Source organism: Mycobacterium sp. 1165178.9, assembly GCF_001673555.1.
Lineage (GTDB): Bacteria > Actinomycetota > Actinomycetes > Mycobacteriales > Mycobacteriaceae > Mycobacterium.
Genome location: NZ_LZMB01000100.1, coordinates 1 through 22,717 on the forward strand (window position 1 = coordinate 1; position 22,717 = coordinate 22,717).

The window sequence follows — 22,717 nt, forward strand, 5'->3', positions numbered from 1 at the left end:
TCAGTCTAAGAGCGGCCCAACCCGAACTGACGATCTCGTCGAGATTCAGCAGCTGCTCGGGCGCTACGCGGTCACCATCACCCAGGAGGACATCGAAGGCCTCGTCGCCGTCTTCACCCCCGACGGCACTTACAGCGCCTTCGGTGAGACCTACAGCCTGAGCCGATTCCCGGAATTGGTGGCCGCGGCCCCAAAGGGCTTGTTCCTCACCGGAACCGCGGTGCTCGACCTCGACGGGGACGCGGCCAGTGGCACCCAGCCGCTGTGCTTCATCGATCACGCCACCCACGACATGCGGATCGGCTACTACCGTGACACCTATGTGCGCACCGCCGACGGGTGGCGACTGAAGACCCGCGCCATGACCTTCATCCGCCGCAGCGGCGTGCACGACTCCGGACGCCCGCACGCCATCGGGCGTCCCGCCGGTGACTCTGCGGCGCAGGCAGCGACGTAAAGGAGCCGAGCAATCGAAGTGAATGTCGAGCAGTTCAGGGCCGACCTGCGCGCGTGGCTCGACGACAACGATCTGACCCCCGGGCCCGACCACTCGCTGCAGGGGCACATGCGGCAGTTCGCCCGGGTCAGCCGTGCGCTCTACGACGCCGATTGGATGCGGTTCGGCTGGCCGGTCGAGGTGGGTGGATTGGGCGGTCCCGCGGTGCTGCGCGCGATCGTCGGCGAAGAGGTGGTGGGCCGGCGCCTCGCCGAACCCGGACCCTATTCGATGCTCGAAGTGCTCGCGCCCACCATGATCGATTACGCGCCGGCCGAGCTCGCCAAGGAGATGGTTCCCCGCCTGCTGAGCGGCGAAGAGCAATGGTGCCAAGGCTTTTCCGAGCCAGGGTCGGGCAGTGATCTGGCATCGCTGACGACACGCGCGGTCCAGGACGGCGACAACTGGATCGTCAACGGCCAAAAGGTATGGACCAGCTTCGCGCAGTTCTCCACCCGGTGCGTCCTGCTTACCCGCACCGCGCCCGGGCACGACGGAATCACCGCGTTCTTCGTCGATCTCGACACTCCCGGGATCACCATTCGCCCGCTGCGGACGATGCACGGCGTCGACGAATTCTGCGAGGTGTACTACGACGACGTGGTGATTCCGGCAAGCCGGATGCTGGGCAAGCCCGGGGACGGCTGGCGACTGGCCATGGACCTGCTGCCCTATGAGCGTTCCGCCTGCTTCTGGCAGCGGATCGCCTACCTCTATTCGCGTTTCGACGACCTGATCACCACGGCAGCCGAAGCCGGTGAGCCCGACGAATCCGCGCTCGGCGGCGCTTATCTGGCGCTGCACACGTTGCGCTGCCGGTCGCGCGCGACTCAGCACCGGATGCGCGACGGGGCCCGGCTGGGGCCCGACACCTCCATCGACAAGGTGCTGCTCGCCTCCGCGGAGCAGCGACTCTACGACACCGTCCGCGATGTGTTGCCGGGCACGCTCGAGCTCGAAGACACGCCGTGGCGTTCGGAGTACCTGTACTCGCGCGCGGCGACGATCTACGGCGGCACCGCCGAGATCCAGCGCAATATCATCGCCCGCCGGCTGCTCGATCTCGGGAAGGAGTGAACCGTGGCCCCTTCGGCGGATACCGAGTCAGACCCGGAATCGCTGCGCCTGCTGGCAGAGTCGCTGCGGACGACGATGAGCGCCGCCTCGGGAGCCAAGCTTGATGTGGCGCTGGCCGACCTGGGCTGGCGCGACATGCTCCACGAAATGCCCGATACCGCAATCCCTCTGGTGTTCAAGCTGCTCGGTGAGACCGGCGCGCACGCACCCGTGCTGAACGACGTGGTGCTGTGCGCGGCCGGCGACGCGCCCGGAGGCACGCTGCCGCTGCCGTTCGCCGGCGGCTCCTGGGTGCTGTGGGAACGCCGCGACCACCCCGACTCGGCGATCGACGAGTTGCTGCCGATACACCCTGTGCCGCAAGAGGATCCCTTGCCGTCGGCCGCGTTGCATGCGGGTTGGCGAGCCGTGGGGTGGTGGCTGGTCGGCACCAGCCGCGCCATGCTGTCACTGGCTCGTCAACACGCCGTGGACCGCGTGCAATTCGGCCGCCACATCAGCTCGTTCCAGGCTATCCGGCACCGGCTGGCCGAGACGCTGGTCGCGATCGAGGGCGCCGAGGCCACACTGCAGGCCGCGACGGAATGCGATGACCCGCAGGGACTGTCTTCCCTGCTGGCCAAGGCCGCGGCCGGTCAGGCCGCGCTGACCTCCGCACGCCACTGCCAGCAGGTACTCGGGGGGATCGGCTTTACCGCCGAGCATCCTCTGCACCACCACATCAAGCGGTCGCTGATTCTCGAAGGACTGCTGGGCAGCTCTCGGGAACTGACACGCGCAGCCGGAAAAGCGTTGGTGGCGGCCGGTTCTGCGCCGCGGCTGGCACAGCTGTAACGGGTAGGACCCCGCAACCAAGCACAGTGCGCCGAGCATGAGATGCTTCGCGGGGACGATAGTTCGTTAGCGTTTCCCGGAGTCACTTAGTGGTTCGGTCAGCGCTGACGTCGGCCCCGGCCGTAGCCCTGGGAGGTGGGACGCATGAGTCACGCGCAAGCACCACAGAACCAGTTCGGCGTCGCCTCGGTACTGCTGGGCCTGGTCGGCCTCGTCACCTGCTGGTTGCTGCTCGGAGTGCCCTTCGGCATCGCGGCGGTGGTGACGGGCGACATCGCCCGGCGAAGGGTTGCCCGCGGCGAGGCGAACAATCCCCGAACCGCCATGGCCGGCATGGTTTTGGGGACGATCGCGATAGTGGCTGGTCTCGTCGCCATCGGCTACTACGCCCAGCTGGACTCCCGAAACCGTTGAGGCGCCGATCAATTGCGCGGCAACCCCAGTACGCGTTCCGCGATGATGTTGCGCTGGATTTCCGATGTACCGCCAGCGATGGTCGCGGCGAAGGTGCGGGTGTACCGGTCGAACCAGCTGCCGTAGTGGCTATCCAGGTTGAGCGGTGCGAATGGGGCCGTGACCGCACGCAACGCCAGGCCGTCGCCGTCCCTGGCGGTCAGCGCGTCCTCGCTGGCGCGTTGCATTGCCTCCGAGCCGAGCAGCTTGAGCACCGACTGGCCGGGGACGTCCTCTTCGCCGCGAGCGGCTTTGGCCAGCGTCGCCGACCCCAGCAGCCGCATCGCATAGAAGTCCATCACCAGCGTCGCGTAATGATCCCGCTGCACCGGGCCCGAGGGCCTGGACTCGACCGTCAACGCGTGCAGCATGTCCGCGTAATCGAGCCATAGCATCGCGCGCTCGTGGCCCAGCGAACCGGTCGCGACGCGCCAGCCCGTGTTGAGTTCGCCCACCAAGTTCTCGGCCGGCACCCGTGCGTCGGTGAAGAAGACCTCGTTGAAGTCGACGTCGTCGATGTCGCCCACCGAGGCGAATGGGCGGCAAACAACACCGGGGGTATCGGTCGGAATCAGTAAAGCGCTGATGCCTCTGTGTTTTGGCGCATCCGGATCGGTGCGCACGAATGTCAGCAACACATCGGCGTGATGCGCGCCAGATGTCCACACCTTCTGCCCGTTGACGACGAAATGGTCGCCCTCTGAATCGGACGAGCGCATCGCGCGCGTCTTCAGCGAGGCGAGATCCGAGCCCGCGCCGGGTTCGCTCATCCCCAGTGACGCGGTGATCTCCGCCCGCAGGATCGGCACCGCCCAGCGCTGCTTTTGTTCGGGCGTGCCGAATGACAGCAGTGACGCCGCGATGATGCCCACACCCTGCGGATTGAAGCTTTGATAGATCCGCCGCCGGGATAATTCTTCGTGGTACACGTATTGCTGCAACAGGGTGGCGTTGCGTCCGCCGAACTCCGGGGGATTGCCGGGCTGTAGCCACCCGCTGTCGAACAACAAGCGCTGCCACCGGCGCGCCCACTCCGGGATGTCCGAACTCGATTTGGGCCGCACGAACGCCTCGGTCTCGGAAGGCAGATGTGCGTCGAGGAAAGCCACGAATTCGGCTCGGAACGCCTCCACCTCGGCGTCAAAGGTCAGCTGCACAACACTTCCCGGGATGGTCATGAGCACGCAGCAACGTCGGTAGATCCAGGTTTCCGCCGACGACGCGGTTCGCTCTTGCGATTAAGCTTCCATACACACGTCTAAGAGAATAGTATTCTCGTCGTAAGAAAGTTACAATCTCCGACACGTGATCCGTGAGGGGGTCGAGCGCAGCGATGTCACGGCGTTCTCCGGTAGAGTCCAACCATGTTCTCCCCTCGCGGCAATCACCTGAGCCAGCCGTGACCAATCCAAGCGAAGAGCCGGCCTGGAAGCAGCGTGCCGTCGAGCGGTCCATCAAGACGGCGAAACTGCGCGCCGCACAGCGTGTTCAGCGCTTCCTCGACGCGGCCCAGGCCATCATCATCGAAAAGGGCAGCACGGACTTTACCGTGCAGGAGGTCGTGGACCGCTCCCGTCAGTCGTTGCGCAGCTTCTACCTGCAGTTTGACGGCAAACACGAGCTGCTACTGGCGCTCTTCGAGGATGCCCTCAGCCGATCGGCCGACCAGATCCGCGCGGCCACCGAGAGTCAATCCGATCCGTTGGAACGGCTGCAAGTCGCCATTCAGTTGCTGTACGAGGCATCGCGCCCTGATCCAACGGCCAAGCGTCCGCTGTTCACCGACTTTGCCCCCAGGTTGCTGGTCACGCATCCGGCCGAGGTCAAGGTCGCCCATGCACCGCTGCTCGCGTTGCTGACGGAGCTGATGGACGCGGCGCACGACGCTGGAAAGTTGCGCAACACCATCAATCCCAAGCGGGTGGCCGCCATGACCATGCAAACCGTCATGTTCATCGCTCAATCAAGTGGCGGCCCCGATGACGCGACGATGCACCCCATCACGGCAGATGAGGTCTGGGACTTCTGCTCACGCGGATTCGTCGCGTAGCACACCCGAGCACGGCGAGCCCCTCCCTCGCGCGAGATGGAGCAAATAGCGCACCCCATTTGCCGGTGAGAATGAGATTCTCTAATATCTAGAACCATAAATAGCCGAAACGGATTCGTCGTTGACACCCGTGACGGCTCAATGACAGAGTTCAAGGCGGCAAGACCCGCGGTCCTGCAGAACGTGTTCGTTGCCCGCCGAGGCGTGCCGATCGAAAGTCAGGAGTTGAGGTAGCCATGACCGGACGTGTTGAGGGCAAAGTCGCTTTCGTCACCGGAGCGGCACGCGGTCAGGGCCGCAGCCATGCGGTGCGGTTGGCCGAGGAGGGCGCCGACATCATCGCCGTCGACATCTGCAAGCCGATCCGCGAGGGCGTGGTGGACACCGCGATCCCGGCATCGACACCCGAAGACCTCGCCGAAACCGCCGATCTGGTCAAGGGGCACAACCGCAGGATCTTCACAGCCGAAGTCGATGTGCGTGACTTCGACGCGCTCAAGGCGGCGGTGGACAACGGTGTCGAGCAGCTCGGCCGGCTCGACATCATAGTGGCCAACGCCGGAATCGGTAACGGCGGCGAGACTTTGGACAAGACTAGCGAAGAAGACTGGACAGAAATGATTGACGTCAACCTGTCCGGGGTGTGGAAGAGCGTGAAAGCCGGTGTGCCGCACATCCTGTCCGGCGGTCGAGGTGGTTCCATCATCCTGACCAGCTCGGTCGGCGGGCTCAAGGCCTATCCGCACACCGGTCACTATGTAGCGGCCAAGCACGGCGTGGTCGGTCTGATGCGTGCCTTCGGAGTCGAGTTGGGGCAGCACATGATTCGCGTCAACTCCGTGCATCCCACGCACGTGAGCACCCCGATGATCATGAACGAGGGCACCTGGAAGATGTTCCGCCCCGACCTGGAGAGCCCCGGCCCCGACGACATGGCGCCGATCTGCCAGATGTTCCACACGCTGCCGATTCCTTGGGTCGACCCGATCGACATCAGCAACGCGGTGCTGTTCTTCGCCTCCGACGAGTCTCGCTACGTCACCGGCGTGACCCTGCCCATCGACGCGGGCAGCTGCCTGAAGTAGCCGCTAGAACGGGCTGCTGTTCGACTGCCAATCGGCCGATTCGGGTCGCGGCCCGTAGCGAGCGATGTAGTCCTCGTGCATCCGTGCCTGCTTGCGGCGGGCGACCACATCGACCAGATTCGGGTCCAAACCGTGGACGGCCAGCCGGTGCCGGCGCCAGACCTTGTTCAGGGCAAGGGTTATCAGGAGCGCCCAGATGTAGAGCGGCGCGGTCATCTCCGTGTGCACGTAGAGCGAGGCGGGCAGCAGCCAGAATGGAGCGAGGACGAATAGGGGCGGGATGGCCCACCTGATCATGTGCCGGCGGATGGCTCCCTCGCCGGCCAGGTCTTGTGCCACCCAGGTGCGCATCGAGTCGGGCAGTCGCCGGCCATAGGAATAGCCGATCCGCTGCCATAGGTTGGGTTTCGCGTCGGTCATGGTGGCTCCTCGGGGTGATGTCAGGGTTGCAATGCGCCGGCCGCCACGGCGGCTCCGTTGATGCGGGTGAGGACCTGGCGTAGGTTCTCGAGTTCGGACAGCTCGACCCCCAGGCATGCCACGACGGCGGGCGGAATCTCAAGTGCTCGCTCCCGCAAGGCGATTCCGCGCTGCGTGAGCATCACGTCGGTGGTGCGCTCGTCGGCCGCGTTCTTGGCGCGGGTGATCAGTCCTTGCCCTTCCAAGCGCTTGAGCATGGGCGACAGCGTGGCGGAATCCATCTGCAACGCGGCGGCGATCTTCTTGACCGACAACGGGAACTGGTCCGCGTCGGGGGTCTTTCGGTGATCCCACAGTGCCAGCATCACCAGATATTGCGGATGGGTGAGGCCGAGTGGCTCCAAGAGCGGCCGATACACCGCCAAGACCGCCCGGTTGGTCGTCGCCAGCGCAAAACACACCTGGTGGTCGAGGGCTAGCGGATCGATGTCGCGCGCAGCGGGAGCAGCCATACTTGTATGGTGCCCTAATAGTTAGGGTGCTATCTACATGATGTCTGTCACACCGTTTCCGGCGCGAGTAATACGCTCCGATTCTATGGACGATTTCCAGGGACGCGGCGCAGTCATCACCGGCGGTGCAAGCGGCATCGGTTTGGCCACCGCCACCGAATTCGCCCGCCGCGGCGCCCGCCTGGTGCTGGCCGACGTCGATGAGACCGCGTTGGAACGGGCGGTGGTGCACCTCAAAGGCGAGGGGTTCGACGCGCACGGGGTGAAGTGCGACGTGCGGCACCTCGATCAGATGGCTCACCTGGCGGAAGAGTCCTTTCGGCTGCTGGGTCAGGTCGATGTCGTGTTCAGTAATGCCGGGATCGTTGTGGCGGGTCCGCTCGCGGCAATGACCCACGAGGACTGGCGCTGGGTGATCGACATCGATCTGTGGGGTTCGATCCATGCGGTCGAGGCGTTCGTGCCGAAGTTGATCGAGCAGGGCCGGGGCGGCCACGTCGCCTTCACCGCTTCGTTCGCCGGACTGGTGCCCAACGCCGGTCTCGGGGCGTACGGCGTTGCCAAGTATGGGGTCGTCGGGCTGGCCGAAACGCTGGCCCGGGAAGTCAAGGACAACGGCATCGGCGTCTCGGTGCTCTGCCCGATGGTCATCGAGACCGGGCTGGTCGCGAACTCGGAACGAATTCGCGGCGCGGACGACGGGCTGGCGTCAGCGCCCGACCTGACGAGTGGGTTCGGACAGCTCCCGCCGACGCAGGATGACACGGTGTCGGTCGAGGGCGTCGCGCGGCTAACCGCCGACGCGATCCTGGCCAACCGCCTGTACATCCTGCCGCACGAGGCGGCCCGGGCGTCGGTCAGACGCAGGTTTGAGCGCATCGATCGCACCTTCGACGACCAGGCCGCCGAGGGGTGGAAACACTAACCGGACGGGCCCAGCCGGTAGGCCCCGGTGCGGGTCGTGGTACCAACCGCTGGCGGCGTGGGTGCCGCGTCGACGTGTAACGTCTGCCCGGTGAGATAGACCGACATGTCGGAAGCCAGAAATACTGCGGTGCCGGCTATTTCGTCGACACGGCCGGGACGCCCGAGCGGGACGATGTTGCCCATGTCGCTGGTTGCGGCGTCGCTGTTGAACGCGGCCAGGCCTTCGGTGAGGGTGATGTCGGGTGCTATCGCGTTGACCCGAATGCCATAAAATGCCAGTTCCAGCGCCGCGGGGAACACACCGCCCACATTGTTGACCAGAATTGTGGGCGTGCCGAGCTTGGCGGTGGTCCGCTGCACGGCGGCGTCGATCTGCTCGCTGTCCCGGACATCGGTGACAATCCGCAGGGCGCCAACGGATTCGGCAACCCGCGAGCAGGTCTGCGGGTCGCGCTACCAGAGGGCGACTTTGGCGCCGAAGGCAGCCATCCCGGCGGCGATGCCGCGCCCGATGCCCGCTCCCCCGCCGGTCACCACCGCGACCCGGTCGGTGAGCAGTATGTTCGACGGGTCGATCGCCACAGTCGATCAGCTCCTCGCGTGCATGGCCGGTGCTCGGCCGATCACGCCGTCGGATTCCAGGCGGGCGATGTCCGAGTCGGACAAGCCCAGCCCGGACAGCAGTTCGTGGTTGTGCTGCCCAAGCAGCGGCGCATGCTCGGTGTGGAACTTGTGGGGCCCGGCTGAGAACCTCAGCGGCATGGTGCTGAGCCTGGCCGGACCGTTGACCGGATGGTCGACCTCCTCGAAGAAATCCCGAAACGCCAACTGTTCCAGCTCAGTCTGACGGTGTGGTTGCATGACTTTTGCCGCCGGAACGCCGGCGTCCCACAGGGTCTTGATGATCTCGTCGCGGCTGCGGTGCCCGCACCAGGCGGCGAGTTGCGCATCGATGGAATCTTGGTGCTTGCGCCGGCCGGCTTCAGTCGAAAGCCCGGGATCGGTTGCCCAGGACGGTGATCCGAGGGCCAGGCACAAACTGTCCCACTGGTCGTCGGTGGCCACCGCGATGGCGACCCAGCAATCGAGCCGGCCGAATTCGTCGATGTCGGCGCTGAGGTAGAGGTTCTGCGGCGCGGCGGTCGGGCCCCTGTTGCCGGCGCGCTGCAGCAGTGCCCCGTATGCCGAGTACTCGATGACCTGCTCGGCAGAGATGCTCAGCGCGGCATCGACCATCGCCGCTTCGACGAACACGCCTTCGCCAGTGCGGCGCCGGTGCTCGAGCGCGAGCAGTATCGCGTTGAGCGCGTGCACACCGGCGCATGCGTCACCGATCGAATAGGGGTCATACGGCGTGCGATCCGGGTAGCCGGTGAGCCAACTCACGCCGGACGCTGCTTCGATGACGTAGGCGAATGCCGGGTTGTCGCGCCACGGGCCTTCGAGGCCGAACCCTGGCATCCGCGCCAGCACCGTGTCCGGCCGAATCGATTGAACGGCGGCGAAATCCAACCCGATCTGATCCAGCACTCGCGGCGTGAAATTCTCCACGATCACATCGCACGTCGCGATGAGTTCACGCAGCAATTCGCGACCGCGCGGACTCTGCAGGTCGAGGGTCAGTCCCTTCTTGTTCGTGTTGAGGGCCTCGAAGATCGGCGACTTCTCCCACCACTGGTCCTCGGTGATGGGGATGCCGGCGATCATCCGTGCGCCATCGGGGCGGCGGGTGGATTCGACGTGGATGACCTCGGCACCGAGTAAGGCCAAAGCATGGGTACAGCAGGGTCCCGCCCAAAAGGTGGTCATGTCCAAGACCCGAAGTCCGCTCAGGGGAAGCGCTTTCGTCACATCAGTCGGCGCCGATCGCGCCGGAAGGGCCGCGGCGCGGTAGTACCCGGTGTGCTCCCCCAGTCGCGGTGCGGGCTGCGGCGGGCGCAGCTGCGCGGGCCGCATCCGATACGGGTGACTCGGCTGCTGGAATCCGTCGCGCGGATTACGCACAAATGAGTCGCGCTCCACGAAGTGATCGAGCGACGTGACGTTGGCGCCGTTGGCGACCGGCGCGTTGGGAATACGAAATGCCGAGGCCAGTTCCCGAATTTCGTCGACCGGGGTGCCGGCCAGCCAGGAAAAGATCTCGTCGGCATGGATGTTGGCCTGCTCGGTGATCGACAGGGGCGACTCCTCGTCGATCCACTCTGGATGACCCACCATCGCGCACAGGTCGAACCATTGCTGCGCGGTCCCGCAGCCGAGATCCACCAGGCCATCCTTGGCCCGAGCCACTCCCGGAATCGTCGGCCGTCGCATGTCTCGCCACGGCCGGCCGAGCAGCTCGAAGTAGGAGACCGGGTAATAGGTGAGGCACAGAATCTGGGTCTCCAGCATCGAGAGGTCCAGCAGCTCGCCTGCGCCACCGTCGATTCGGCGCCAGCGCGACGCCAACGTGGCCGCGCTTGCGTAGACGCCGACCAGGTACTCACCGGCCTGACCGCCGACGAAGACGGGCGCACGCTCTTGCTCGCCGCGACCGAGCCCGACGATCCCTCCCGACCACGCCTGCAGGGTGAACTCGGTCGCCGGGCGGTCTCGCCAGGGGCCTTCCAGCCCGAACGCGGTGATCGAGGTGACGGTGAGGTGTCGGTGGCGGCCGTGAATGGCGTGCGGCGTGAAGACCGGTTGCTCTGCCACTTTCGAGCCGGCCGACCACACCACCGCGTCGGCGGACGCCAGTAGCCGGTTCACCAGATCGGTGTCGTCGTCGCTGGTAGGGTCGGCCACGACGCTGTGCTTTGCCCCGGCCAGGAAGCTGAACAAGGCACCATCACCGCCGGCCGGGATCCCAGCGCCCGAGGCCGACCACCTGCGCAGCGGATCACCCTCTGGCGCTTCGACTTTCACGACGTCGGCGCCCGCGTCGGCGAGCAACTTGGTGCAGTAGGCGCCGGCTATCCCGGTGGACAGGTCGACGACGGTGTAGCCGCTCAGCGGCGCTCCGACGCGGTGTCGCGCCGGCTCCGAGGGCTCGGGCATGGCTAGGGCTGCCAGAACGGGCTCGCGGTAAGCACTTCGGCGCCGTCCGCGGTGATCAGGACCGCTTCTCGCCCGAATACCGCGCCGACCTCGTCTTCCCACACGTAGCCCGTCACGGCCAGCACCATTCCCGGCTCCAGGCATTCCCGGGCAGCGGTGGTAGGCAAGTGTCTGGAAACGACGGGTGGGTCGAACCCCATGCCGAGGCCGCGTGCCACCGGCATCGGTGGTTCGGGCTCACCCGCGGCCTGATAGGCGGCGAGCAGTTCATCGGCACCCGTGCCGGGACGACAAGCGGCGATCAGCTTGTCCCATAGGCGTTCCCAACGCTTGTGTAGTGCTGCCGCACCGCTGGGCGCACGCCGGTTGTCGGCGGGCCAGGTTCGGCCCACTTCGCCGACGTAGCCTCCAGCAAGCACCCCCGCGGAGAACGCCACCAGATCGCCGTCCTGGATGCTACCGTCGCCGCGAGCGCGCTGCCATGGGTGCTTGCGCGATGTCACCCATGCGACATCTTGATTCGACGGCGTGCTGACACCGCCGGCCGCGGATGCCTCTAACAGGACACCGGCCAGCGCCTGCTCGGTAATCCCTGGCCGCAGTTCAAAAACCGCCGCCGCGAGCGCCGACTCGGCTACCGCGACGGAGTCCCGCAGCGCAGCGACCTCTTCGTCCGTCTTGATGCGCCGCGCGGCCCGCATGGCCAGCTCGCCGTCGACCAGCTGCGCGTTGGGGAACGCGGTCGGCAGGAGTTGCGCGAAAACTGGGGATAGCGCGTCGGTTCCGACGCGTCGTGCGGTCGCCGCGCCGTCGATGCGCTGCAGGGCCGCCATTGTGTTCATCGGGTTCCAGGAGATGCCGTAGAGGTTCTCGTGGGGAATGTCTTCGGGGACGCCCTCGTCCCAGGTGCTGAGGAGGTGCACGGCGCCGGTCTCGCGCACCAGCACGCAGGTCGGGCCGAACGGCCGGGTGCCGGCCACCCACAGTTGCGGAGCCCCGGTGACGTAGCGGACATTGGCTTGCCGACCGAGGACCAGTACGTCGAGATCGTGTGCCGCCATCTGGGCCAGCGCCCGCTGGCGGCGCCCGGAGCGCAGCGTGCGCTCGTCGGGCAGCACTTCAGTTGCCATAAGGGTCATAGGGGTAGTCGGTCAAACGGATCCAGCCTTCCTCGGTGATCACCAGGACCTCTTCGCTGCGGTAGCCTCCGGTGCCGTCCTCCCATACGACGGGCTCGAGAACCAGCACCATCCCGGATTGCAGGACGAACTTCTCGTCGAACTCCTGCCCGAGATCGGTTCCGATCATCGGCATTTCGGCGGCGTTGACGCCGATCCCGTGGCCGAGGTAAAAGTGCGGCAGCCACGGCTTGGTCCCGCCGTTGGCCTTGATGGCGGCCCGGCCCAGATCCGCCGCGGTGGCACCCGCCTTGGCGACGCCGAGAACCGCGCTCATGATCTCGAACCATTTGTCGAATTGCGCCTGCTGGCGCGGGGACGGATCCCGGCCGACGATCCAGGTGCGCCCGAAGTCGGAGCAGTAGCCCTGATACGTGATGCTGACGTCGGTCCACAGCACATCGCCTTCGGCCAGTTCGCGCTCGGTGGTCAGGAGCGGCAGCGCCAAATCGCCGTGCGTGGTCCACACGCCCTCGGCCTTGCTCGGCGGCATCACCTGCCAGATCGGCTCGAGCATGCTGGCCGTAGCGCCCAGTTCGAAGGCGCGGCGCAAAAAGCTTGCCGACAAATCGATCTGGCGGATGCCGGGTGCCAGGCGTTTCTGCACCTCGACCATCGCCTCGTCGGTGATCCGGATTGCGGTGCGCATGCAAGACAATTCGTCCGGCGTTTTCACCGACTTGGCGGCGCTGACGATGGCCGCGGCATCAACGGGTGCGCCTCCCGGGAACAGGAGCTTGGTGGCGCGCGACATGGCGCCGGTGAACTCGTCGACCGCCACGACCGCTCGGGCCGGAATGAGATCGCCCAGCTGACGCGCGAAATGCTCGACGCCTTCATCGAATTCGAGGTAGACGGGTCCGTGCAGGTGATCGGCGGGCAAGTCCGCTTCCTGCGAGGCGCCCTCCCGAAAGGGCAGGAACAGGTGCGGCCATTCGTCGCCGGCGAGCACCACGGCCACCGGCCGTTCGACGTAGGACAATCCGGCGTCGCCGAGTGGCCAGCTGGCGCCGGTGGCATAGACCACGGCGTTGTTGCCCAGCAGGATCATCGCGTCGACACCCCGCTCGGTCATCGCCGAACGCAGCCGGGCCCCTGTCTGGCGGCGCAGGCGAGCCAGGTCGGCTGTTTCGGGAATCACCAATCCGTCACCGGTGTTGGTGTCCGATCGCGCGAACGTCGTCACTACAGGCCCAGGAACTTCGTGATGTTGCCGCTGACGATCTTCACCGCATCCTCGGGACCCACCGCGTCGACGACGGATTTCAGCGATTTCTCGGAATAGCCGTAAGTGCTTTCGTTGTGCGGATAGTCACTGGACCACATCACCTTTTCCACCCCGATTTGGTCGATCAGCTTCAGGCCCAGCGGGTCGACCATGAACGACGCGCTCATGTGGGTGTCCCAGTAGTGGCGCACGTCGTGTTGCAGCGGCCGGTTGAACATGTGCTGGTAGGAGGCAACCAGGTGCTCGGCGTCCTGCAACGCCCACGGCACCCAGGAGATGCCGCCCTCGAACCAGCCGATCCGCAACCCGGGGTGGTCGTCGAGGATGCCGCCAAAGATATACTTGGAGAACGTCTCCCGGAATCCGTCGATGTTGATCATCATGCCCACCACGACGCTGTTGAACTCGGTTGGGCTTTTCGGCGGGGTTTCCCCGATATGGTGCGTTACGGGAAGACCGGCGGCCTCGATCTCGTCCCACACCGGCCGCATAGACGTGCTGGAGTAGTCGATCGGGTTGCCGTCGTCGCCCTTCCCGGGATTCAGCGGCATCAAGAAGGTCTTGAGCCCCAACGCCTTCAGCTCTTCCAGAGTCTTGCGGGTGCCCTGCCGGTCCCACCAGTTGATCAGGCCGGCACCGTAGAAGTGGCCGTTGGAACGCTCCTGCAGCTCGGCGATGTATTCGTTGTAGATGCGGAAGGCGAGCTCGCGAAGCTGTTTGTCCGGGTAGTGAAACAGCGCCAGCACCGCGTTGGGGAACGCCAATTCCTTCTCGACGCCGTCGTCGTGCAGCTCCTGGATCCGGGCTTCGATGTTGGTGCTCGCGGCACCGGGCAGATCGTCGTACTGCATCAGCACGGCGCTGAAGTCGCCCGGCAGGAAGGACTGTCCTTTGCGGCCGACTTGGTAGGCACCGTCCTCGTACCAGATCCGCGGCGCCTTGTCCTTCAGGTCGTCTGGAAAGCGTTGATAGAAGATGTCATCCGCCAACGAGATGTGGTTGTCCGCCGAGAACACGACGGTCCCCTGCGGCAAGCCGACATCGCTGCCCGCGGCATGGCCACGCCGATCCTTTGGAGCGCCATAACCTCCGGGCGGATAAAGCGTACTTGTTTGAGTCGTCATCGTTGACCCTCCATTTGGATCCGAATTTTGATGAGTAGCGAGCTGGGCTACCAGGTCACCGGCAGTTCGTAGACACCGTAGGCGAGTCGGTCGTCTTTGAACGGAACTTCCTCGATCGGAATGGCAAGTTGCAGCGTGGGGATGCGCCGGGCCAACGTGTGGAACACGATCTGCAGTTCCGCGCGGGCCAGCTGCTGTCCCACGCACTGATGCCGGCCGTAGCCGAACGCAACGTTGCGGTCGGCGCCCGAGCGATGCAGGTAGAGCCGGTCCGGTTCGGCGAACGCGTCCGGATCCCAGTTGGCCGGGGCGAGATCGATGATGATGCCCTCTCCGGCACGGATCGTCTCGCCGGCGATGTGGATGTCGTCCAGCGCGACGCGACGCTGGCCGTTTTGAATGATGCTGAGATAACGCAGCAGCTCTTCCACCGCACTCGCGACGACCTTCGGATCTTGGGCATCGCGGATTACGGCGAGCTGGTCGGGGTTTTCCAACAGGGCGAGCACACCGAGCCCGATCATGTTGGAGGTGGTCTCATGCCCGGCGATCAGCAGGCCGGTGCCCAGCTGGGCGGCTTCTTTCACGCTGAGTTCGCCGGCCTTGACCCGCTCGGCGAGGTCGGACACCGCGTCCTCGGCCGGATTCTCCATCTTGGCCTCGACTAGCTGGGCGAGGTATTTGTTCAGATTCATCGCGCCTTTGACGGTGTCTGCACCGGTCGCGTAACGCGCGAGGCCGACGTTGGCGTGGTGCTGGAACATGTCGGCGTCGTCGTAGGGAACGCCCAGCAGCTGGCTGATCACCAGCGAGGGCACCGGCAGCGCCAATGCGGTGACGATGTCGGCGGGTTGTGGCCCGGCAAGTATCGCGTCGATGTGTTCGTCGGTGATCCGCTGGATGGTCGGGCGCAGGTTCTCGACACGCTTGAATGTGAACGGCTTCGACAGCATGCGCCGGAATCGGGTGTGCTCCTCACCGTCGGCGGTGAAGACCGAACGCGGGCGCTTGTGCACCGTGGACAGCATGCCTTCATTCCAGTGCGGGAATCCGGGCTGCCGGTCGTCGACGCTGACCCGGGAATCCGAAAACAGCTCGCGCACTTGCTCGTAGCCGGTGATCAGCCACGGTGTGCTGCCATCCCAGATCCGCACCCGGGACAACGGCCTGGCTTCCGCCAATGCCATGACGTCGGGTGGAGGCGCGAACGGGCAGCGCGGCTCCCTGGGCATCGGGTAGTCCGGGATATCGGAGGTCTGCGCTGTCGCAGTGCTCGTCAGTGTGTCTGACATGTCATTCCTCGATGTGGATGGCGAGCGCGGGACAGGCCGCAGCGGCCCGCCGCGCGCCTTCGGCCTGCTCGGGCGTTGGATTGGGATTGAGGAGGACGACGACGCCGTCGTCATCGCGCTGATCGAACACGTCGGGGGCATTCATCACGCAGTTCCCCGAAGAGGCGCAAACATCTTGATCGACAGTCACTTTCATCCGCGAGCCCTTCACTCGTAGGCCGTCACGGGCGCCAACCACAGGCCAACGATCGCGTCGATGAGCCCGGATGCCGCCGCCCGCCATGAACGATGGGACGTCAATGCGCCTGTGGCAAAAGCGCGTTCCCGATCGGCGCAGGTGTGCATCAACAGGTTTCGGGCCATGATGTTGCGTTCGAAGTGCACATCGGCAGGCAGGTTGGGCAGGCAGCGGTTGAAGCCGTCGACGACCTGTACCAGCGACGGCGAACTGAGCGCGCCCTTGACCACGATGTTGTAGTAGGCAGGATCTGTCATGGCCTGGGCAGCGAAGCGCGCGTACCAGGTCGGGTTTCCGAGCTGCTCCAGATGATCGGTGAGGGGGCGCACCAAACAGGCCACCCAGGACCGCAATTCGCCGGACCCGCCCGATGCCAGCAGGTCGGACACCATCTGCTCGCGGAGCTCCTCAACGGGTCCGCGGTGTTTCTGCTCGATCGCCCGCACCAGGTCGGCTTTGGTGCCGAAGTGGTACCCGACGGCGGCGTTGTTGCCCTGGCCGGCGGCCTCGCTGACCTGCCGGTTGGACACCGCGAACATGCCGTGCTCGGCGTAGAGCCGCTCGGCCGCCACCAGGATCGCCTCCTGGGTGGAGCTGGCCCGATCGGTGCGGACGGTCCGGCCGGCGGTGGTGGTCATTGGATCAGTCAACCTCGTGCGGCTGTTTAAGTCAAGCGCTTGATTTAATCCGAAGCACGATCTCGGGTGGGTCGCCGACGAAACAGCGTCCCTCCCGGGCGCCGCGAAGCGTCCGGCCTGCCGCTACGAATGGCTACGGGTCCCACAGTTTGGTCCCTTCGGTGGCGGGTATTGCAGTTCCGCACTGTTCTTCAGAACGCAGGAACGGTTCTGCTTTCTCGGTGGGCGGGACAGTGCCGCCACGACACGCGGCCGCCCCACGATCTTCAGGAAGGGGCCCGAGTTGCTGCGTGTCGCTTCGGTGCCGGCGTCACACGTCTATGTTCGTCATCTCAGTGATTCGGACATGGATTGCGTTGTACGCCTTGATGATCCGGTTCCCGCGGACGGTCGCACCGTGCCGGGAGGCTGGTGGCCGCCCCTGATGCTGGAACCGGGCTGGGTCGGCGCCAATCACTCACAATTCGACGTGTTCCACATCCACTTCGGATTCGACGCCGTGGGTCCCGAGGTCTTGGCCGGAGTTGTCGAAGACCTCAAAAGGCATGACAAACCGCTTGTCTACACCGTGCACGACCTGCGCAATCCGCACCACCCGGAGCCCGAAGCCCATGCCGCGCAGCAGGACGTCCTGATTTCCGCAGCCGACGACCTCATAACGCTGACACCGGGTGCCGCACAGCTGATTTGGGAGAATTGGAGACGGCGAGCTCGGGTCCTGCCGCATCCACATGTGCTTGAGCGGGAGTGGATCGAGAAGCCCCGCAGTCCCAACGATCGATTCGTCGTCGGCCTGCACGCCAAAAGCCTGCGCGCCAACATGGACCCGTTGCCCATCGTCCACGCGCTGACGGCAATCTTGTCGCCGTTGCCCGACGCGATCCTGCAGGTCGACGTCCACGACGAGATCTTCGATCCCGACAATCACTGGTTCGCCCCGGAGGCCGGCGCGGCGCTGCTGGCCTACGACTCACATGAGCACGTCCACGTCCGAGTGCACCCGTACTTCTCCGACACCGAACTGTGGGAATACCTCGCGTCGCTGACGGTCTCGGTGCTGCCCTACCGTTTCGGCACCCATTCGGGGTGGCTGGAAGCCAGCTACGATCTCGGAACCGCCGTGGTCGCGCCCAGCTGCGGCTTCTACCACCAGCAACGCCCCTGTGGTGTGTTCGGCTTCGGCGACGAAGGCTTCGATGAAGAATCGCTGTGCCGTGCGATCCACCAGGCATACGCCCGTTGGGCCGCCGGCCGCCCCGCGCCGAGGGCCGGCTGGCCAGCGCGGCTCGCCGAAAGACGAGAGCTGGCGTCCGCGCATCGCGCCATCTATTGGAACGTCCTGAGATGACGGAACGACCGCGCGTCGCGCTGATCGCCTCTACGCGCTATCCGATTCGGCAGCCGTTCGCCGGCGGGCTCGAAGCCCATGTCTGCCACCTGACCCGCGCGCTGGCATCCCGCGGTTATCGGGTGTCGCTGTTCGCGGCAGCCGGTTCGGATCCCGGCTTGAAATGCCGGACACTCGACGTGCGTCCGCTGAATTTGTCCGAGGCGGCGCGCCGCGACGTATCAATGCCCCCAGCCGCCTTCATGGCCGATCATCACGCGTACCTGTCATTGATGCTGTGGCTCGCCGGCCCCGGCAGTCGAGAGTTCGACGTCATCCACAACCACAGCCTCCATTACCTACCCGTGGCGATGGCCCCGGCTTTGTCCACCCCGATGCTGACCACGGTGCACACACCGCCAACTCCGTGGCTCGAATCGGCGATCGGCGCGTCCACCGGGCACGGCACTCGCTTCGCAGCCGTTTCCCAACACACCGCGGCGGCGTGGGAAAACCTCACCGGAGATATCACGGTGGTTCCCAACGGCATCCACACGGGCCAGTGGCCCCTCGGCCCGGGCGGGCCTTCCCTGGTGTGGTTCGGCCGGATCACCCCGGAGAAGGCGCCCCATCTGGCAATCGCAGCGGCCCAACAGGCTTGCAGGCCTTTGATACTCGCCGGTCCGGTCGTCGATCGGAAGTACTTCCTCAGCCATATTCAGCCTCACTTGCACGGCGATATTCGATATGCCGGCCATCTGGACCATGAGCGTCTGGCCTACTTGGTCGGTCATGCCGCGGCGGCGCTCGTCACCCCGTCCTGGGACGAGCCGTACGGCCTCGTCGTCGCCGAAGCGATGTCGTGCGGCACCCCCGTTGTGGCGTTTGACCTCGGTGGTATACCCGAACTCATCAGCACCTCGTCGGGACGGTTGGTCGCTGCCGGTGACGTAACCGCGATGGCGGATGCGATTCCCGACGCGATAAGCCTGCCGCGAACAAAGGTGCGCGCACACGCTATTCGGCACTGTTCGGCGGACGCGACGGTGACCTCCTATACCGACTTGTACCGACAAATGACGGAAGACTTCGGGGGCAGGCAAGATGATCGGCTATTACATTCACCACCAGGGTTTCGGACATCTGGCGAGAGCGATGAGCATCTGCGCGCGGATGCGCCGCCCGGTGACCGCCCTCACGTCACTGGATGTTCCCGAACCACACCCGTTTTCGATGGTCATGAGGCTGCCACGTGATGACGAGGGACCGCAGCCGCGCGAGGCCACCGCACATGGCGCGCTGCATTGGGCACCCCATCACGACGCCGGGTTCAGCGCGCGAATGAAAGAGATCGCAACGTGGGTATCCGATGCGCGGCCCGAAGCCGTCGTCGTCGATGTCTCCGTGGAAGTCGCGTTGTTCATCCGCCTGCTCGGCGTACCGGTGATCGTCATGGCGCTACCCGGCAACCGAGTCGATGCACCGCACGTGCTGGCCCACCGCCTGGCCGATCACATCGTGGCGGCCTGGCCGCGGGCATTGTGTGTGCCGGCATGGTTGCGGCAGTGGGACGAGAAAACGAGCTACGTCGGTGGGATCAGCCGTTTCGAGGGCCGCGGTGGCTGCGACGGCGAGTCCGGGTCATCGATACCGACCAAGCCGTTGACGGAAACCCGGGTACTCGTTTTGAGCGGAGCCGGCGACGCGTTCGGCGCATCGCTACAGGACTGCGCCGCAGCGCAATCGGTCCAATCATGGACGACGCTCGGCGGCGAGGGCGGACCATGGAAACCTGATCCGTGGCGCGAAATCCGCGAGGCGGATGTAGTGATCACCCACGCGGGTCAGAGCTGTATCGCCGATGTCGCCGCAGCGAGACGACCCGCAACAGTCGTTCCGCAACGCCGCCCCTTCGATGAGCAGCGCGCCACGGCCCGGGTGCTCAAGCGCCACCGGCTTGCGGTGGTCGCCCGAGGCGTGCCCGATCCTCGTGCTTGGCCAGCGCTGCTGACTGCCGCGACCGCAATCGACCCCCAGCGGTGGCGGCGCTGGGAAGTGGATGGGGCCGCCGGCCGTGCCGCCGAAGCGATCGAGTCGACGGCCCGTCGCTGTAGGCCCGGTGCGTAGTGCGCACCGCAGTCATCACCGTTGTTCACGGCCGCGGCGCCCACCTGCGTCGGCAGCTTGAGGGCCTGGCCTCTGGCACGCTGCGACCGGACATGCACATCGTGGTCGCGCTCGGTGACTCCACCGTCGCTGCCACCGTCGCTGAGCTCGGGGCACCGGCAACCGTGGTTGATTGCCCGGCCTCGCACCCGTTGCCATTGGCGATGGGGCGCAACGTGGGCGCAGCGACGGCGGTGCGTAATGCCGCCGAGCTCTTGGTATTTCTCGACGTCGACTGCATTCCCGGTGCGGAATTACTCAACCGCTACCACAGCGTCGCGGGCAAATCCGAACACGAGAGCGCGATCCTGAACGGACCCGTCACGTATCTGCCGCCGCCCGGCCCGGGCGGCTACGCGATCTCCGAGGTACGGTCGAAACCCCAACCGCATCGCGCGCGGCCCGCGCCGCGGGACGACGCCATCGTCTTCACGACCGACTATGCACTGTTCTGGTCGCTGTCTTTCGCGGTGAAGGCCGCCACCTGGCAGCGGATCGGGGGGTTCTGCGAGCTGTACCGCGGCTACGGCGCGGAGGACACCGACTTCGGGCAATGCGCGGCGGCGCAACGTGTTCCGATGCGCTGGGTTGGCGGGGCACACGCATTCCACCAGTACCACCCGGTCACCGATCCACCCGTAGACCACCTGGACGACATATTGCGCAACGCCGCAATCTTCCATCGGCGTTGGGGATGGTGGCCGATGGATGGCTGGCTGTCCGCTTTCGCGGCCGACGGACTCGTCCGCCGTGACGCCGACGGACGTCCGATCCGCACGGCGGCTCGAACGTGACCGCGGTGGTCACGTCCGAGCGCGTCGATCATCCGTCGCGCTTCTTGGATCGAATCGGCTTGCCCGCCACCGTCCCACCGTCGACCGGCAGCACGGTACCCGTGACATAACGCGAGCGGTCGGTGGCGAAATACAGCGCCGCCTCGGCGACGTCGTCGGGCGTGCCCTCACGCTTCAGCGGCCGATCCTCCCGCATCGTCTCGCGGATCCGTGCCTCGAACTGTTTCAGTTGCTCGGGGTCCATACCAGCCCCCGACTTTCCCAGGATCGGCGTCGGTATGTTTCCGGGCGCGATGGCGTTGACCCGAATCTCGTGGTTAGCCAACTCGATTGCCGCGGCTTTGGTGAACTGAATGACCGCCGCTTTGGACGCGCGATAGATCATCACACCGCCGCCGGCCTGGATCCCGCCGATCGAGGTGATGTTGATGATCGATCCGCCGCCATGACCGACCATGTGCCGCGCGGCATCTCGAGTACCCGCCATCACACCCAGCACGTTGACGCCCATCACGCGGTGAAAATCGGTGAGATCGTCATCGAGCAATTTGCGCAGTGGGCTGGAAATCCCGGCGTTATTCACCATGACGTGCAGGCCGCCGAGATTCTCGACGGCATAGGACACAAGCGCTCCAACCTGTTCGGGGTCGGACACATCCGTCTGCCGGAAGACGGCGGCGGAGCCGAGCGACGACGCCAGCGCCTCGCCGCGGTCGGTCTCGACGTCCGCGATGACGACGCGCGCACCCTCGGCCACAAACCGCTCCACGAGTCCGCGGCCGATGCCCGAGGCCCCGCCGGTGATGACCGCGACTTTGCCATCCAATTCGTTAACCACACGACGAGTTAATCGGCGAACCCGGCATTAAGTCAAGCAATTGATTTAAATCCCGGCTGGAATCCCTCGCCACCAGATCGGCGACGTGGCTCGCGGTTAGCATCGGCACGTTCACAGGGCTTTCGGCCCGCCGACGTCTAGGCCATGCTGAGTAGGCCAGTTCGTCGGGAAACTGAAAGGCGTGATCATGAAGGTGTTGGTAATCGGTGGCAGCGGGCTGATCGGGTCGCAGGTCGTCGCCAGGCTTACCGAGCTGGGACACGAGGCGGTTCCGGCCTCACCGAGGACGGGCGTCAATACCGTGACCGGCGAAGGCGTCGCCGAAGCGGTCGCCGGAGTCCACACGGTCGTGGACGTGTCCCAACTCGCCATCCTGGGCCGACGACGACGTCCTGAACTTCTTCACCACCTCTACCCGCAACCTGCTCGACGCGGAGCGAGCCGCGGGCGTGCAGCATCACGTCGCCCTGTCGATTGTGGGCGCCGACCGGGCGTCCGAAAGTGGCTACATGCGAGCCAAGGTGGCGCAGGAAAAAGTGATCGTGGAATCGGGAGCGCCGTATACGGTCGTACGCGCGACTCAGTTCTTCGAATTCGTTGATGGCATTGCTGATTCGTTCACCCAGGGCGATACGGTTCGCGCACCGCACGGGGCGTTTCAGCCCATTGCTGCCGCGGATGTGGCCCTTGCAGTCACCCGCGCGGCGACGGGCGATCCGGTCAACGGAGTGATCAACATCGCCGGTCCCGAGAAGGATGGCATGGACAACTTCATCCGAACCCGGTTAGCGGCAACGGGCGATGCGCGCACGGTCGAGACGGATGATGATGCCCGCTATTACGGTGCCGTGCTCGATGACCGCAGCATCGTTCCCACCGACGGCGAAGAGGTGGTCATCTACCCGACCACCTTCAGCGACTGGATCTCGGCCCAGTCACCGAGCGCTGCCCAATAGGGTTCTCGGAAAAGGACTTCGACCCAGCACGGCTCGTTGCTAGCACCA

The 22,717-nt window shown here is 65.5% G+C and carries 22 protein-coding genes and 2 pseudogenes; 12 read left to right on the forward strand and 12 right to left on the reverse strand.

Annotation, left to right across the window (positions count from 1 at the left end; genetic code table 11):
• The 4 genes from A5652_RS04900 to A5652_RS04915 form a co-directional block, all read left to right on the forward strand.
• Window positions 1-457: nuclear transport factor 2 family protein (locus tag A5652_RS04900; protein ID WP_232001087.1), on the forward strand; the 457-nt coding region annotated here is incomplete at its 5' end.
• A gap of 18 nt (window positions 458-475) precedes the next feature.
• On the forward strand, window positions 476-1,573 hold the full coding sequence (locus tag A5652_RS04905; protein WP_067347200.1) for an acyl-CoA dehydrogenase family protein: 1,098 nt from the start codon (window positions 476-478) through the stop codon (window positions 1,571-1,573).
• Window positions 1,574-1,576: 3 nt separating this feature from the next.
• On the forward strand, window positions 1,577-2,407 hold the full coding sequence (locus A5652_RS04910) for an acyl-CoA dehydrogenase family protein (RefSeq protein ID WP_067347202.1): 831 nt from the start codon (window positions 1,577-1,579) through the stop codon (window positions 2,405-2,407).
• Between the two features lie 144 nt (window positions 2,408-2,551).
• The gene (locus A5652_RS04915; protein ID WP_067347204.1) at window positions 2,552-2,821 is read left to right on the forward strand and encodes a DUF4190 domain-containing protein; all 270 of its coding nucleotides are present in this window, start codon (window positions 2,552-2,554) and stop codon (window positions 2,819-2,821) included.
• Between the two features lie 8 nt (window positions 2,822-2,829).
• Here the strand turns inward: A5652_RS04915 and A5652_RS04920 are convergent, their stop codons facing one another.
• Entirely contained in the window at window positions 2,830-4,017 is a 1,188-nt protein-coding gene (locus A5652_RS04920) for an acyl-CoA dehydrogenase family protein (protein WP_067347272.1), read from the reverse strand.
• A 242-nt stretch (window positions 4,018-4,259) separates the two neighbouring features.
• On the opposite strand from A5652_RS04920, the gene A5652_RS04925 reads away from it, so the two are divergent.
• Entirely contained in the window at window positions 4,260-4,910 is a 651-nt protein-coding gene (locus A5652_RS04925) for a TetR/AcrR family transcriptional regulator (protein WP_067347206.1), read from the forward strand.
• Window positions 4,911-5,146: 236 nt separating this feature from the next.
• Window positions 5,147-5,995 carry a mycofactocin-coupled SDR family oxidoreductase gene (locus tag A5652_RS04930; RefSeq protein ID WP_067347209.1) on the forward strand — a complete coding sequence of 283 codons (849 nt, stop codon included), beginning with the start codon at window positions 5,147-5,149 and terminating at the stop codon, window positions 5,993-5,995.
• 3 nt (window positions 5,996-5,998) lie between these two features.
• Here A5652_RS04930 and A5652_RS04935 read toward each other — a convergent pair whose 3' ends face one another.
• A complete protein-coding gene (locus A5652_RS04935; protein WP_067347211.1) occupies window positions 5,999-6,415 on the reverse strand; it encodes a DUF5313 domain-containing protein in 417 nt (138 codons plus the stop codon).
• 20 nt (window positions 6,416-6,435) lie between these two features.
• Window positions 6,436-6,927 (reverse strand): MarR family winged helix-turn-helix transcriptional regulator, encoded by a 492-nt coding sequence (locus A5652_RS04940; protein ID WP_067347213.1) that lies wholly within the window; start codon window positions 6,925-6,927, stop codon window positions 6,436-6,438.
• An 85-nt stretch (window positions 6,928-7,012) separates the two neighbouring features.
• Between A5652_RS04940 and A5652_RS04945 the strand changes: the two genes are divergently transcribed.
• Window positions 7,013-7,852, forward strand: coding sequence for an SDR family NAD(P)-dependent oxidoreductase (locus tag A5652_RS04945; protein WP_067347215.1), 840 nt, complete (start codon window positions 7,013-7,015; stop codon window positions 7,850-7,852).
• Here A5652_RS04945 and A5652_RS04950 read toward each other — a convergent pair.
• The 8 genes and pseudogenes from A5652_RS04950 to A5652_RS04985 form a co-directional block, all read right to left on the reverse strand.
• Window positions 7,849-8,436, reverse strand: a pseudogene (locus A5652_RS04950) (SDR family NAD(P)-dependent oxidoreductase). The gene A5652_RS04945 and the pseudogene A5652_RS04950 sit on opposite strands and share 4 nt — an antisense overlap.
• 6 nt (window positions 8,437-8,442) lie before the next feature.
• Window positions 8,443-10,890: a CaiB/BaiF CoA-transferase family protein gene (locus A5652_RS04955; protein ID WP_067347217.1), complete on the reverse strand. Its 2,448-nt coding sequence runs from the start codon at window positions 10,888-10,890 to the stop codon at window positions 8,443-8,445.
• Window positions 10,891-10,892: 2 nt separating this feature from the next.
• Window positions 10,893-12,020, reverse strand: coding sequence for a Xaa-Pro peptidase family protein (locus tag A5652_RS04960; RefSeq protein WP_067347219.1), 1,128 nt, complete (start codon window positions 12,018-12,020; stop codon window positions 10,893-10,895).
• Entirely contained in the window at window positions 12,010-13,254 is a 1,245-nt protein-coding gene (locus A5652_RS04965; RefSeq protein ID WP_067347221.1) for a Xaa-Pro peptidase family protein, read from the reverse strand. The genes A5652_RS04960 and A5652_RS04965 overlap by 11 nt, the downstream gene beginning before the upstream one ends.
• Entirely contained in the window at window positions 13,254-14,420 is a 1,167-nt protein-coding gene (locus A5652_RS04970) for an amidohydrolase family protein (RefSeq protein ID WP_067347223.1), read from the reverse strand. Before A5652_RS04970 ends, A5652_RS04965 begins: the two co-directional genes overlap by 1 nt.
• Window positions 14,421-14,467: 47 nt before the next feature.
• A complete protein-coding gene (locus A5652_RS04975) occupies window positions 14,468-15,712 on the reverse strand; it encodes a cytochrome P450 (RefSeq protein ID WP_067347224.1) in 1,245 nt (414 codons plus the stop codon).
• A gap of 1 nt (window position 15,713) precedes the next feature.
• The gene (locus tag A5652_RS04980; protein ID WP_067347274.1) at window positions 15,714-15,908 is read right to left on the reverse strand and encodes a ferredoxin; all 195 of its coding nucleotides are present in this window, start codon (window positions 15,906-15,908) and stop codon (window positions 15,714-15,716) included.
• A gap of 11 nt (window positions 15,909-15,919) precedes the next feature.
• Window positions 15,920-16,588 (reverse strand): TetR family transcriptional regulator, encoded by a 669-nt coding sequence (locus tag A5652_RS04985; RefSeq protein ID WP_067347225.1) that lies wholly within the window; start codon window positions 16,586-16,588, stop codon window positions 15,920-15,922.
• Window positions 16,589-16,889: 301 nt separating this feature from the next.
• Here A5652_RS04985 and A5652_RS04990 point away from each other — a divergent pair, with 301 nt between their 5' ends.
• The 4 genes from A5652_RS04990 to A5652_RS05005 are packed head-to-tail and all read left to right on the forward strand — an operon-like array spanning window position 16,890 to window position 20,875.
• Window positions 16,890-17,936: a glycosyltransferase gene (locus A5652_RS04990; protein ID WP_067347226.1), complete on the forward strand. Its 1,047-nt coding sequence runs from the start codon at window positions 16,890-16,892 to the stop codon at window positions 17,934-17,936.
• Window positions 17,933-19,171, forward strand: a complete 1,239-nt coding sequence (locus A5652_RS04995) for a glycosyltransferase (RefSeq protein WP_067347227.1) — start codon at window positions 17,933-17,935, stop codon at window positions 19,169-19,171. Before A5652_RS04990 ends, A5652_RS04995 begins: the two co-directional genes overlap by 4 nt.
• Window positions 19,155-20,042: a glycosyltransferase gene (locus tag A5652_RS05000; RefSeq protein ID WP_067347229.1), complete on the forward strand. Its 888-nt coding sequence runs from the start codon at window positions 19,155-19,157 to the stop codon at window positions 20,040-20,042. The genes A5652_RS04995 and A5652_RS05000 overlap by 17 nt, the downstream gene beginning before the upstream one ends.
• Complete coding sequence (locus A5652_RS05005; protein WP_067347231.1) at window positions 20,042-20,875, forward strand: glycosyltransferase family 2 protein; 834 nt, start codon at window positions 20,042-20,044, stop codon at window positions 20,873-20,875. The genes A5652_RS05000 and A5652_RS05005 overlap by 1 nt, the downstream gene beginning before the upstream one ends.
• A 28-nt stretch (window positions 20,876-20,903) precedes the next feature.
• Here A5652_RS05005 and A5652_RS05010 read toward each other — a convergent pair whose 3' ends face one another.
• Complete coding sequence (locus tag A5652_RS05010) at window positions 20,904-21,713, reverse strand: SDR family NAD(P)-dependent oxidoreductase (RefSeq protein ID WP_067347233.1); 810 nt, start codon at window positions 21,711-21,713, stop codon at window positions 20,904-20,906.
• 187 nt (window positions 21,714-21,900) lie between these two features.
• On the opposite strand from A5652_RS05010, the pseudogene A5652_RS05015 reads away from it, so the two are divergent.
• A pseudogene (locus tag A5652_RS05015) lies at window positions 21,901-22,669 on the forward strand (SDR family oxidoreductase).
• Window positions 22,670-22,717 lie beyond the last annotated feature (48 nt).

Coding starts and splice junctions, on each gene's coding strand:
- A5652_RS04960 (WP_067347219.1), bottom strand. CDS start 12,020: ATGGCAACTGAAGTGCTGCCCGACGAGCGCACGCTGCGCTCCGGGCGC.
- A5652_RS04940 (WP_067347213.1), bottom strand. CDS start 6,927: ATGGCTGCTCCCGCTGCGCGCGACATCGATCCGCTAGCCCTCGACCAC.
- A5652_RS04985 (WP_067347225.1), bottom strand. CDS start 16,588: ATGACCACCACCGCCGGCCGGACCGTCCGCACCGATCGGGCCAGCTCC.
- A5652_RS04930 (WP_067347209.1), top strand. CDS start 5,147: ATGACCGGACGTGTTGAGGGCAAAGTCGCTTTCGTCACCGGAGCGGCA.
- A5652_RS04980 (WP_067347274.1), bottom strand. CDS start 15,908: ATGAAAGTGACTGTCGATCAAGATGTTTGCGCCTCTTCGGGGAACTGC.
- A5652_RS04955 (WP_067347217.1), bottom strand. CDS start 10,890: ATGCCCGAGCCCTCGGAGCCGGCGCGACACCGCGTCGGAGCGCCGCTG.
- A5652_RS04970 (WP_067347223.1), bottom strand. CDS start 14,420: ATGACGACTCAAACAAGTACGCTTTATCCGCCCGGAGGTTATGGCGCT.
- A5652_RS04915 (WP_067347204.1), top strand. CDS start 2,552: ATGAGTCACGCGCAAGCACCACAGAACCAGTTCGGCGTCGCCTCGGTA.
- A5652_RS04935 (WP_067347211.1), bottom strand. CDS start 6,415: ATGACCGACGCGAAACCCAACCTATGGCAGCGGATCGGCTATTCCTAT.
- A5652_RS05000 (WP_067347229.1), top strand. CDS start 19,155: ATGAGGCTGCCACGTGATGACGAGGGACCGCAGCCGCGCGAGGCCACC.
- A5652_RS04995 (WP_067347227.1), top strand. CDS start 17,933: ATGACGGAACGACCGCGCGTCGCGCTGATCGCCTCTACGCGCTATCCG.
- A5652_RS04945 (WP_067347215.1), top strand. CDS start 7,013: ATGGACGATTTCCAGGGACGCGGCGCAGTCATCACCGGCGGTGCAAGC.
- A5652_RS04975 (WP_067347224.1), bottom strand. CDS start 15,712: ATGTCAGACACACTGACGAGCACTGCGACAGCGCAGACCTCCGATATC.